Annotated in this window: 12 protein-coding genes and 1 riboswitch; of the genes, 7 read left to right on the top strand and 5 right to left on the bottom strand. The window is 41.7% G+C overall.

Annotated features, from left to right (window positions below):
- Window positions 1-19: 19 nt before the first annotated feature.
- From MUO15_RS12310 to MUO15_RS12285, 6 genes are all read left to right on the top strand, one after another.
- The gene (locus MUO15_RS12310) at window positions 20-2245 is read left to right on the top strand and encodes an SCO7613 C-terminal domain-containing membrane protein (protein ID WP_245029569.1); all 2226 of its coding nucleotides are present in this window, start codon (window positions 20-22) and stop codon (window positions 2243-2245) included.
- A gap of 104 nt (window positions 2246-2349) precedes the next feature.
- Complete coding sequence (locus MUO15_RS12305) at window positions 2350-3270, top strand: ABC transporter ATP-binding protein (RefSeq protein WP_245029568.1); 921 nt, start codon at window positions 2350-2352, stop codon at window positions 3268-3270.
- On the top strand, window positions 3263-4219 hold the full coding sequence (locus MUO15_RS12300) for an ABC transporter permease (protein WP_245029567.1): 957 nt from the start codon (window positions 3263-3265) through the stop codon (window positions 4217-4219). The genes MUO15_RS12305 and MUO15_RS12300 overlap by 8 nt, the downstream gene beginning before the upstream one ends.
- Before the next feature lie 22 nt (window positions 4220-4241).
- Window positions 4242-4691 (top strand): DUF4064 domain-containing protein, encoded by a 450-nt coding sequence (locus MUO15_RS12295; RefSeq protein ID WP_245029566.1) that lies wholly within the window; start codon window positions 4242-4244, stop codon window positions 4689-4691.
- Between the two features lie 227 nt (window positions 4692-4918).
- A riboswitch (SAM riboswitch) is annotated at window positions 4919-5018 on the top strand.
- A 585-nt stretch (window positions 5019-5603) separates the two neighbouring features.
- Window positions 5604-6692 (top strand): dimethylsulfone monooxygenase SfnG, encoded by a 1089-nt coding sequence (sfnG, locus tag MUO15_RS12290; protein WP_245029565.1) that lies wholly within the window; start codon window positions 5604-5606, stop codon window positions 6690-6692.
- The gene (locus MUO15_RS12285) at window positions 6689-7279 is read left to right on the top strand and encodes an NADPH-dependent FMN reductase (RefSeq protein WP_245029564.1); all 591 of its coding nucleotides are present in this window, start codon (window positions 6689-6691) and stop codon (window positions 7277-7279) included. The genes sfnG and MUO15_RS12285 overlap by 4 nt, the downstream gene beginning before the upstream one ends.
- A 36-nt stretch (window positions 7280-7315) precedes the next feature.
- Here MUO15_RS12285 and MUO15_RS12280 read toward each other — a convergent pair whose 3' ends face one another.
- Window positions 7316-7492, bottom strand: coding sequence for a hypothetical protein (locus tag MUO15_RS12280; protein WP_244751273.1), 177 nt, complete (start codon window positions 7490-7492; stop codon window positions 7316-7318).
- Between the two features lie 121 nt (window positions 7493-7613).
- On the opposite strand from MUO15_RS12280, the gene MUO15_RS12275 reads away from it, so the two are divergent.
- Window positions 7614-8519, top strand: a complete 906-nt coding sequence (locus MUO15_RS12275; RefSeq protein WP_245029563.1) for a formate/nitrite transporter family protein — start codon at window positions 7614-7616, stop codon at window positions 8517-8519.
- 79 nt (window positions 8520-8598) lie between these two features.
- Here MUO15_RS12275 and katA read toward each other — a convergent pair whose 3' ends face one another.
- The 4 genes from katA to MUO15_RS12255 all read right to left on the bottom strand — a co-directional run bounded on the left by katA (window position 8599) and on the right by MUO15_RS12255 (window position 12378).
- On the bottom strand, window positions 8599-10062 hold the full coding sequence (gene katA, locus MUO15_RS12270; protein WP_245029562.1) for a catalase KatA: 1464 nt from the start codon (window positions 10060-10062) through the stop codon (window positions 8599-8601).
- A 239-nt stretch (window positions 10063-10301) separates the two neighbouring features.
- Window positions 10302-10772: a DinB family protein gene (locus tag MUO15_RS12265; protein WP_245029561.1), complete on the bottom strand. Its 471-nt coding sequence runs from the start codon at window positions 10770-10772 to the stop codon at window positions 10302-10304.
- A 353-nt stretch (window positions 10773-11125) separates the two neighbouring features.
- Window positions 11126-11338, bottom strand: a complete 213-nt coding sequence (locus tag MUO15_RS12260; RefSeq protein ID WP_245029560.1) for a hypothetical protein — start codon at window positions 11336-11338, stop codon at window positions 11126-11128.
- 11 nt (window positions 11339-11349) lie between these two features.
- Window positions 11350-12378, bottom strand: coding sequence for an AimR family lysis-lysogeny pheromone receptor (locus MUO15_RS12255; RefSeq protein WP_245029559.1), 1029 nt, complete (start codon window positions 12376-12378; stop codon window positions 11350-11352).
- Window positions 12379-12510 lie beyond the last annotated feature (132 nt).

Here is a 12510-nt window from a genome sequence, read left to right as displayed (position 1 = left end):
CCAAGCTGAAGATGGTTCATTGCTACTGTTTCTATCCTACTTAATTGTCGCGCTTAATTATGGTGTGCTTTCCTACCTTGTTAAACAACAGGTCTTCCAGTACTTAACGCCAGTTTTTATTTTTGCTGCTGCCTGGCAGTTATGGGTGGTAGCGGTTAGTGATTTTGTGAGTATTGAGTTGTTCTTGTTTACGGTGGCGAGTGCGTTCCTACTTTACTTTGGTCTATGGGCTAAGCACCGGTGGTTCCTGCCCATTAAGGAAAGTAGTTTTTATACGTCAGTCATTATTATGATCATTTGCATTGGTTTTTCCGCTCAGACGAATCAATATGGTGAAACGGCGGCTATGTTGTTTGCATTAGGAATATGGGCTTATCTGGCATTTAAGAAATCAAATGTAAAGGAGGTAATGGATACGGCCGTATGGGCCCAGCCTCTCAGTTGGTTTACGGCAATGGTTCCTGTTTATTTCCTTCTTGTTGAACACATTGACGGCTTACGGAATGTTTACGGAGAAGCCGCCCATTTTGCTGTTACTGGATTGTTGCTATTAGCAATCAGTGAAGGGTTTAGCAGGGCGAAGGAAGAAGATTTTTCGATGTCGACGTTTTATATCGGCCAATCTTCGTATGCGTTATCCATTTTCTTTTTGCTAAATGGTACAGGTGTTAAAGCTGATTGGATGCGGGCTATTATTCTCGCTGCAGGGATCGCTGTGTTTATATGGCTTGTTCGCCGATCGAATGTATCACAGCTATGGATTGTCGTCTCACTCACTGTGCTGGCCTTTTATGTGTCATTGCTTCCATTGCTGACATTACATGAATTACCGGACATTTTAATGTTTATGATTGCCGCTCCGGTGTTACTCATTGCCATCGGTTCTTTAGGCGGTAAGAAGTGGCCTGATATGAACCCGTATTTCTTTTGGCTTGCTCATGGATCGATGGTTATCCTTACAGCTATCATTTTGCTAGAACTAACGATTTCTATGAGATTAACTCCATTTATCCTAATAGTTCCGATTGCCGTGTATGTCTATAGCAGTTTAGTGAAAAGGCAGGAGTGGCAAGTGAAAGTCTTTCTCTATGCTAGCTTTACTACCCTTTTCTTCCTAATTACAAATATAGGTGGCTACTATGACATATTTCAGGCAGTACCCGCCCCTTATTCATTTATGATTACGAGTGTGGTTCTATCGCTCATTTGGCTAGGATTACCTGTCTTGTGGAGGAGAAGGGTTGATTGGTATCTCATACCGTTTTCCCTTATCGGGGTGTACACGATCATTTATCAGCCGGATTTACTGCAAGCAGCAGATCTAGTGCCGATCATTGCTTACGTGGCACTTACCAGCTTTTTCATCTTGTACAGAAAGTGGTCATGGGTCAATGTTCTTCCTTTACTGGCGATCCTGTCGATGTGGGAAGAATACCGTATGATCATTGACCGTCAAGTGATGCTCGTGTTGTTAATTGCCAGTTTTGCCGTGCTGGTTGTAATGGGACGGCTTATGTACAGTCATTTAGTTGAAAAAGAGAAGAACTCTATCATCTTAGACAGCTTTACATGGGTGGCCCTGCTTTACATTCCGTTTTTTGCTACCTTTCTACAGGTGAATATGACAGTGTGGCTTCAAATTGTTCCATACCTGTTACTAAGTTTATGGTTTATGTTGAATCGACTGAGATCGGGCATTCAAATCGCTGCAGCCATTTTTGAAACGCTAAGTGTACTAAGCATCTATCCAGCTTATTTACTTGTCATTTATGAATATAGTGAGCTATGGACTAATTTGATACAGGCGGAACTAGAGGTTCTTCCGCTAATAGGTGTGATGGTTTATCTGCGTCAGCGTACGTGGGTGGATTATAGAAGAATCATTAACTATGTACAACTGTGCTTATTGTTAGGGATCTCGGCTTATTTAGTGGTTGATGCTATTTTCAGTCATACCATCTGGGATGCATGGATTATTGGCAGTCTATCATTGCTTTCCATGATTGTCGGTATGCAGCTCCGTATTAAGGCTTACTTTTTCGTGGGAATGGGTGTATTGATATTCAATGTTATTTATCAAACTCGTCCGTACTGGGGCAATATGCCATGGTGGTTTTACTTGCTCGTAGCGGGACTTTTGCTTATAGGCATTGCCAGCTACAACGAATGGCAAAAGCAACAAGACCAAAATCTAGTGGGGAGAAAGCTTAAACGACTCTGGGCTTCCTTAAGGAAATGGGATTGACACAGATTCAATCAGCTTTTCATAAAAAATAGTAATTTTTTGAAACGTGTTCCAATGATGATCGTAGAATAAGTGGACGTGTTAAGAGAGGGAGGGGGTTGGATATGGCAGAACCCGTAATGCAGTTAAAGAATCTGACAAAGTCAATTCGTAATAAACCAATTATAAAGGGCCTGGATTTTGAAATCTATAGTGGAGAAGTGTTTGGTTTTCTAGGTCCGAATGGAGCAGGAAAGACGACAACCATTCGAATGATGGTTGGGTTAATGAGCATGACAGATGGAGATGTCGTGATAAAAGGACATAGTGTAAAGAAAGACTTTAAAAAAGCGATTCGTTATGTTGGCGGCATCGTTGAAAATCCAGAGATGTATCCATTTATGACGGGATGGAAGAATCTTATTCACTACTCGCGTATGGTACCGGGGATCAGCAAGGAGCGGATTCAGGAAGTTATCCGTCTTGTTGGGCTTGAAAAAAGGATTAAGGACAAAGTGTCGAAGTACTCGCTGGGAATGAGGCAGCGGCTTGGTATAGCCCAGGCATTGCTCCACAATCCTTCCATTCTCATTCTGGATGAACCGACGAATGGCCTTGACCCGTCAGGAATTCGTGAAATCCGCTCATACATAAGAAGACTTGCTGAAGAAGAGGGTGTGGCGGTCATTGTTTCAAGTCACATTCTATCTGAAATGGAAATGATGTGTGACCGGATCGGGATTATAAAAAATGGCGAACTTGTCTCCATCCAGTCTGTTCATGATGCATTGCAGCAATCCGATCAAAAGGAAGTGACCATTGAGGCTCTACCAATCATCGATGCTTATGAGATTTTGCAAGAGTTTGTAGGTGGTTCCGTCAAACAGCAACAGAATGAGTTGACGTTTTCTATAAAGAGAGATGAGGTACCTGTGATCATTAACAAGCTTGTCGAGCAAAATATTGATGTCTTCAGCGTGAATGTGAATCGTTCCACATTAGAGGATAAATTCCTTGATTTGATTGGAGAGGGAGCCATTGAGTAATTTTATCCAGTTAGTTAAAAATGAACAAATGAAGACATATTCACAAGTTGCAACATGGGTCATGTACATTGTTCTTGCTGTCTTTATTATCGGGTTCGGTGTATTTATGAAGATCGATCAATCCATCACAGATGACAATCAAGCGACAGGAGATGATTGGAAACAGGAACTTCAGGCTGAGAACGAACAGCTTCAAAAGCAAATGGAGGAGCAAGAGTTTGCGTCGCCCTTTAACGAGCAAACGATGGCTATGAATGAATATCGGATCGAAAACGATATTAAGCCTGGTGGCTATGACGTATGGAATTTCGTGCAAGACAACCGTGCGAATATTTCCATCATTAGTTTACTGACGATCATTGTAGCTGCAGGGACGGTTGCGAATGAGTTTAAGTGGGGCTCAATTAAGCTGTTACTCATACGACCGATTTCACGGACAAAGATTTTGGCATCAAAATATGTTTCTGTACTTATTTTTGCGGTTTCCATGCTATTATTTTTATATGTGCTATCTTTTTTAATAGGTTCGGTCCTATTTGGGTTTGAAAGTTTGACGGAACCATTTTTGTATTGGCAGGGTGAGGAGATTCAACAGTCGCCAATCTTTCAGCTTACGTTATCACAATACGTATTGAGCTCGGTCAATTTGCTGATGATGGCAACGTTTGCCTTTATGGTTTCTGCCATTTTCAGAAATAGTTCTCTTGCGATTGGGGTGGCGATTTTCCTAATGATGTCTGGAAATGCAATTGTAGCGTTCTTTAGCGGAAAAGAGTGGGCGAAGTTGATCCTGTTCGCCAACACGAATTTGAATCAGTTTTTCACGGGTACTCCAGTTATATCTGATTTAACACTAGGCTTTTCTGTGACAGTTCTGATCGCCTATTTAATCCTGTTCCTTGGGTTGTCGTGGTTTTTCTTTTCTAAGCGGGATATAACGAACGCATAATATCTAAAGGAGCGTGAGTAGAATGAAGCGAATTGTAGAAATCGTTTTTACAGTTATTGGTTTGGTTATTTATGGCCTGACAGCAGTGCTAAGTTTAGTCTTTCTAAATGTGCAAGATAATCCAGGGTGGAGAGCGGATATGCAAAGTATTCTGAATCAAGATCAAAACATGGAACAAGCTCAAATCTCAGTTGATCAAATAATGGAAGGTGTTGCCTCGGTGACATGGATTATTATTATTTCGGCGCTAGTAGCGGTCATTCTTGGAATTGTGGCAGTTGTCTTTCTTAAAGGGAATAAGAAGCCGAAGCCTGCTGGGATTATTTTAATTATTACCGGAATCGTTACAACAATCGGTACCATTGGCTTTGGTCTGTTTGGCGGACTTGCCTTTCTAATCGCAGGAATCATTGCCTTAGTAAGAAAATCAGAAAATCCGATTGATGACGAAAGTTCCTTCGCGAGTGAGTAACGGGGGACGACAAAAAAGCATGAGCAGCTGCTTATGCTTTTTTTGGTATCATGTATATTTGAGGGTTTGGGTGAAGGTTGAATGAGAGTTTTTAGCAGAGATGAGGGTGCAGAAGGTAAGGGAAACCTTGAAGGTCTATTAATTATGTAAATATTTCGATAATGGATTGACAAGAAATCATTTAGGAATTATGATAGGGTCTAATCATTCAATTAAATAGCGAACACTTCTTATCAAGAGAGGCGGAGGGACTGACCCTGCGATGTCTCGGCAACCAGCATTTGCATGGTGCCAAATTCAGTGGATGTGTGTATCCGAAGATGAGAAGGACGTTTCTAGTACGGTTGTTTCCGTCTTATACGCCCTTTCTTGCTTCGTGCAGCAGGAAAGGGTTTTTTATTTGAATGAAAAAAAGACAAAAGGTGCGGCCACACCCTTTGTCTTGTCTGATCGTTTAGTCTATACATGCGCTTAGGTACATGCGGACATTAGCGACCATTATTTTCAATGTACCATGATCGTATAGTGTCCGTCTACTTTACTTTTTAAAAAAGAGGTTGTTGAAAAAGTCACCAAATGATAAGAGGCGAATCTCTTCGTTGGCTTGTTTTTGAAGAGCGTGAGCACCTGCATCTACGCGCCTATCTAGAAGGAAATTCCTCGATGCAAGGTAGCGAAGAAGAAGTTAACCTGAAGTTACCTCGCTACTCACGTATCAGAAAACATCAGTGGAACTTCTACGTTGTGCACGTCCTGTGCAAGTCCGTTCCTTGGAAAAGAAGGACACTTTTCATTGTCGTGCGAAGCCAATTCGGGGAAGATTTCCTAGGTGCTCAAAACTACTCTGCCTCGACTTTCTTGCTTCTAATTTGGCAACTTTTTGAACACACACTAAAAGGAGACGGTTGAAAAATGGGAAATTTACAATTTGCGTATTGGGTTCCGAATGTCAGTGGAGGATTAGTTGTTTCGAAGCTTCCACAGCAAACGGATTGGAGTTTTGAAGCGAATAAGAGGTATGCACAAATTGCTGAAGAATCCAATTACGATTTAGCTTTGCTCCAGACGAGGTTCTTTGCAAGCTATGGGGCTGAGAATCAGCTTGAAGCGATTACGCTGGCTTCGGCACTAGCCGCAGTGACGGATCGCTTAAAGTTGATCTCTGCTGTTCACCCGGGGCTTTGGCATCCAGCTGTTTATGCCAAAATGCTGTCAACGTTAGATCAGATTAGTAATGGAAGAGCTGCTGTGAACGTTGTTAGTGGCTGGTTTAAGCAGGAGTTTACAGGGTTTGGAGAACCATGGCTTGAGCATGATGAGCGCTATCGCCGATCTGAAGAGTTTATTCGTGTACTCCGCGAGTTTTGGACAAAGGAGGAGGCATCGTTCAGTGGCGATTTTTACAAAATAAATGAGGCACCATCGAAACCTAAACCGGTTCAAGGTGGCGAGCTGCCGATCTTCCAAGGAGGAAACTCGACAGCAGCTAAGCAAATGGCTGCCCGTGTGTCCGATTATTATTTTATGAATGGCAATACACTTGAAGGATTCAAAAAACAAATAGACGAGGTAAGTGAGCTGGCTCAACAGGAAGGAAGGGAAGTGAAGTTTGCTGCTCATGGGTTTGCGATCGTGAGGGATTCTGAGGAGGAAGCATACCAGCAGTTAAACGATATCGTCCATGCCGCAGATGAAGACGCAGTCGAAGGATTTAGACAATCTGTTAAAGAAGCGGGTCAATCAACGCAAGACAGCCAAGGCATGTGGGCTAATTCATCCTATGAAGATCTCGTTCAGTATAATGATGGGTTTAAAACGGGGCTGATTGGGACAGCAGAGCAGGTAGCAGACCGTATTATTGAACTAAAAAAAATAGGTGTCGACCTTATTCTTACTGCACATTTCCATTATGAACAAGACCTTGAACGATTCGGAAAAGAAGTGATTCCGCTGGTGAAAGATAAGGAAGTGCAACTTAAAGCTGAGGGAATTTTTGCATGAAGGTATTAGGACTGTCTGGAAGCGTGACGTTAAGTTCCAAGACATGGCTCTCCGTAAAACGAGCTGTTGAAGCTGCTAAATCAGCCGACCCTAAGGTGGTGACTGAGCTTGTCCATCTTGGGGAATATGACACAGTGTTATGTGATGGACGTGAACCTTCACTATATGAAGGCGACACAAAAGCCTTGATTGATTTGATTGTGGAAGCTGACGCACTGATTATCGGGACACCCGTCTACCGTGCTTCCTTGACAGGGGCTTTAAAAAACGTATTTGATCTTATCCCGAATGACTCATTAAGGGGAAAGGCAATTGGGTTTATTGCAACTGGAGGTAGTTTTCACCATTATTTAGTCATTGACCATCAATTGAACCCCCTCGCTAATTACTTTCGAGCACATGTCGTACCAGGCGGTGTGTACGTCCATAACGGTCATTTTGACGAAGGTAAGCTTTTAGATCAAGATGTTCTAAATCGATTGGATCAATTGGGGAGTGCTGCTGTTCAGTTAACCAGCCAGCTGGATAAGAGAAATATTGAAATACAACAGCCTTCGATTCCCAGGCAAAAATTAAATCAATCATAAAAAGAAGGGCTGGCCATCGGACCAGTCCTTCTTTTTCTAATCTAAAATGCGGTTTGTTTCATCAACATCTGCTAGCTGTCTGTTGGCTACATTCGTACTCTGAGGCATAAACCCATTCCCGTCACAAATTTTACAAGTATAATGCCATTCTTCATCATCCATAAGCAATCCTCGGCCATCGCAGGCTAGACAAACCTTATCTCTACTAGGCATGTGAGCCCTCCTTCATAGGGGTATTGTGTTTAGTAATGTGCACCGATGGGTCTAAAAATATACCTGGTCAGGTTACCCTTTTATAAATTCGGGTATATCAGAAGAATTGGAGGATGATACCATGGCTGATGAAGAGAAAAATCAAGCCAAAGAACAAGACGTTACATCTAATGGAAAGGTTGACCGTCCAAGTCGTCAGTTCTATATTCCTTCTCAAATTATTGATGAATTTGGGGAAAAAGGGAGAGATCACCTAAGTAAACCATTCAGCGGCCAGTTTCTACTAGCCATGACAGCTGGATCGTTCATGACGTTTGGGGCAGTCTTTTCTGTATTGTTAGCCGTTGGTGTTGAGACAAAAGGGATCTACCATCTGCTATCGGGATTAGGTTTTGCTGCAGGTTATGCGATGGTATTTGTTTCAGGAGCTGTTCTTTTCACTGAAATTAATGTCCTTCTCCCTTCTTACTTGTTTAATAAAGCGAACCTGATGAAAAAAAGCATTTACCGATTTTGGTATGCCACCTATATCGGTAATATTATCGGCGCTTTCTTAGTTGCTGTTTTAATACAAATATCGGGCTCTCTTGCACCGGAATTCTACTCGGAGCTTTCTATGTACTTGGATCATAAAATGAAATTTCTGGATCATGGTGTAAAAGGCTGGTTTCAAGTACTTGTGTCAGGTATATTGGCCAATTGGTTGATCGGAATGGCTGCCTTTTTAACAACTGCAGCCCGGGATTTTACCGGGAAGGTGCTGGGCACTATACTGCCTGTCGTATTATTCGTAGCCGGGAACTTCCAACACAGTGCAGCAAACATGGGCTACTTTAGTATGGGGATTCTTGCTTCAGATCAATACACGTGGTATGAATATGTTTTTCTCAATCTTATACCGGCAAGTATCGGTAATTTGATTGGTGGAGGTATTTTAGTATCCTTACTGTTTTCCTATGCCTACAAAGAGGATATCCAAACCTCTCTAGGTCAAGGTAAACGTAAAAAGAAAAAAGCCAATCAATAAAACTATGTAATTTTGTATATTTTCCCCACCTCAGGTCATCCAAATTATGGATGACCTGAGGTGGGGTATAATTCCAATTTTAAGCTTCTTGTGGAACGTGCAGGCCAAGGCCTTCTGCTACGCGTGTGCCGTATTCTGGGTCTGCTTTATAAAAGTGTTCGATTTGACGAAGTTTGACTTCATCTCTTTCCACGGGTTTCATGGAACCAACAATATTTTCAACTAGACGTGTGCGTTCATCCTCGCTCAACAAGCGGTACAGGTCACCAGCTTGTGTGTAGTGGTCATGATGATCATAGCTAACACTATCAGCAAGTCCAGACACTTCATAAGCTGCTTGTTTACTGTCAGGTTGCTCCTCGGGGCCACCAAGACTGTTCGGCTCATAATTCGGCTGCCCACCGCCATTGTCGTCAAAGCGCATAAAGCCATCACGCTGATAATTATTCACTTGAGCACGGGGACGGTTGATAGGTAGGGCTTCATGATTTGCCCCAACACGATAACGGTGCGCATCAGAATAGGCGAACAAACGACCCTGCAGCATCTTATCAGGTGACACATCAACTCCAGGAACAAGTGCACCTGGGGAGAACGTGGCCTGCTCTACCTCAGCAAAGAAGTTCTTCGGATTTTGATCAAGTACCATACGACCAACCTCAACGAGAGGATAATCCTTATGTGACCAAACTTTAGTCACATCAAATGGATCAAAGCGGTACGTGTCCGCATCTTCAAGTGGCATAATTTGCACATAGACCTTCCAAGCAGGGTACTCCTCATTTTCGATCGCCGCATACAGATCCTGTGTATGAAAATCAGGATTTTCTCCAGCTAAACGTGTACCTGTAGCTTCATCTATATTTTTAATCCCTTGTTCTGTTTTAAAGTGATATTTCACCCAAACGGATTCACCTTCTGCATTCGTCCATTTAAAAGTATGACTGCTGAATCCGTCCATATGACGAAATGTAGCAGGAATTCCACGGTCAGAATGAAGGATCGTTACCTGATGCAGCGACTCAGGTGAAAGTGAGAAGAAATCCCACACTGCATTCGGATCCTTCAAATTCGTAGCAGGATTTCTCTTTTGCGTATGAATAAAGTCCGGGAATTTAATAGCATCTCTTAGGAAAAAGACCGGAGTATTGTTCCCCACCAAATCATAGTTTCCATCTTCAGTATAGAACTTCAGCGCAAATCCACGAGGGTCACGGACAGAGTCAGCGGAGCCTTTTTCACCCGCAACTGTCGAAAAACGGGCGAACATTGGAGTGCGTTTACCGACTTCGTCCAAAAATTTCGCTTTCGTGTAGGAAGTAACATCATTTGTTACTTCAAAATAGCCATGAGCTCCTGCACCTTTGGCGTGTACAACACGCTCAGGAACACGTTCACGATTAAAGTGTGCTAACTTTTCTAATAGATGTACATCTTGTATTAAAGTAGGCCCTCTAGAACCTGCTGTGATTGAATTCTGGTTGTCGCCGACGGGAGCGCCAGCACTGTTTGTTAAATGTGGTTTACGGTTGTGGTCTGTCATTATTTCGGTCCCCTCTCAACATATTCTACAATAATCATTATAATATGAATCTCATAAAAATCAATATTTATTTATAATAAATATAATTAAATAATTTGTCGAATGTGGACTAGAACCTCTATGAAGCTATTTATAGACAATTTAGTGATTTGTTCTATATTTATAATGGATATAAAGAGTCTCAACTATCAATTGAGTGTATTCATTTTCAATTAAAAAATGCTACTAAGATAAGCGGCCTATTCGAATAATAGTACCTCGGGGTCCTTGTTGTAGGTATGAACGAGCATCGCATGAAGCTGACCGCGGTGGTGATACATGTGGGCTATAATTTCAAGAAGCCATTCATATCGTGTGTATGTCACTCCCCACCACGAGGTAGTTTGTGTGAACAGGTGTTGCTCTGTGTAACTTTCAAATTGAGTTTTTAATAAAGCGAAATGCTCATATAGGGTTTCTGATATTTCTGAAGTTGTCGTTAGCGTAACCGAACTGTAAAAAGCAATCATGTCTTCCTCGGTGGCTTCCTCGAGCACTTTGCCATCTGCTGCTGGGATAATGGCTAAGTGTGTAAGAATTTCTCCAATCGAGAACTTCTCTTGTGTCGGGCGAAAAAATAAGTCCTCATCTTTCAACTGTCCAATAATTTCAGAGAGCGATGCGATGACTACTTCCAACTGGTGAAAGGCACCTTGGCAATATAGGTTCATATGAAATACCTCATTTTTAAATATAGTAGTTAAACTTCTAATTCGCCGACTTATTCTCGAATTCCTTGTCTGGAAGCTAAGAAATTATAACTTTTTGCGTGTAATTAGCTGATTTTAGCACTTGAACACGCAATTCTAGCGGTTCGCCTCTCTGGTTCTTGCGGATAGCAGGGCATTTGACGTTGGTACAGACCCACAAGGAAGTGCGTCCATTCAACGTCGGGAGAGGAAGACGCCCGAACCAAGTCGAAATCACCTCATGTGCCTGGCAAGGCTCTTACACCTTACCTAACTATAAAAAACATAGAAAAGAGGCTGCCGTGTACTCAGCAGCCTCTATATTATAACTAATATTACCCCATGCCAGGATCGCCAGGGTCCATAAACGCTGGTCCTTCACTAGCAGTTAGCAAAATAGAACCCATCCCCGGATCACCAGGGTCGGCAGCTAGTTCAATAGAACCCATGCCAGGATCGCCAGGGTCATACCCAAAGGAACTATAGCCTGAACCGAAAGCACCCAGTAAAATCAACATTAAAAATGCACCAGAAAGTAATTTCTTCATAAAAATTCCTCCTAATTGGTATGATTGATTCGTTCCAAGTAGTAAAGAGGCAGTTGGGCAAAAAAGTGATCACCGTATTCTTTAATAAACCGATTATGAGCCCGGTTTAGCATGGCCCGATCACTTGTCGCTAAGCCTAAATAGCTTTCTTGGAACGGGGTTAATGCGGATAATTTTGAAAGAATGGACTTTGCCGTTTTTACGTCGCCCTTAGCAATAGCTAAATGAGCTGTTTCAACTGGATCAGGTGTTGTTATATTCTGTGTTCTCCTATGGAAAGCTGAAATGAAGGGGATTGTATAATTTTGGATAGATTTAATTGCCTTCACTAAGTTATTCTCCTTGGCAATGCTAAGCCCTGTATAAGCATAGCCAATTGCTAAATCATAGTCTTCGTAGAGATGGCATAATGCCAGATTGTGGTTCATACTACTGTGTTTTCTTGGTGAAAGATCTGTATTAAGCACTTTATAGATATACTTTTTTGCTAATAGAAGATTATTTGTCTTCCAATAATGCTGAAAAAGCAATTCATCAAATCTAAGTTTCATATAGTAGTAGAATAAAGGTTCGTTAACGTGAAGGAGAGCATCATAGCACTCATCTACATACTTATCTAATCCTGTGTATTGCTTTATATCATAGTAGGCATAGACAAGAGTGAATAAATGCAGGCATCTTAGTGAAGGGTGGCTGAACGATAAGGTTTGTAACCAGTTTAGATCTTCAGTAGTCAAAGGCTTAGAATAACGAGTTAATAGAACACGATATAATAATGGAATCTCTGGGTCACCCTGTTGGGTAGAAAGAACAGTATCCAGTTCCCAAAAATAATCGTTCATATACAAGAATTCATAGCTTGCTAATTGGTCCTCTGTCTTTACATGCGCGCCTGAAAGACAGTAATGCATCGTAGCTTTAGCGGCCTTTTTGCTCGAAGTGTGTCTAAGTTGATCATGATAGACATGATAAATGGTTGACACTTCATTCATTTGGGCTTCACTCAATCTACTAGGTTCAATAACCTTATGACGTACCATGGTATTCCCTCAACCTTTCTCTACTATGGGTATAGTATAAAACTATTATTTACTATTACAAGAGATTTGACAATACTACAGAAATTTTCCTATTAAACGACAATATTCCCCGGGAAATAATCTTTGACATTA

This window comes from Halobacillus amylolyticus (assembly GCF_022921115.1).
In the GTDB taxonomy this organism is placed as follows: domain Bacteria; phylum Bacillota; class Bacilli; order Bacillales; family Halobacillaceae; genus Halobacillus_A; species Halobacillus_A amylolyticus.
Note: the sequence above shows the minus strand (reverse complement) of the source record. Positions and strands in the feature narration are given on the sequence as shown.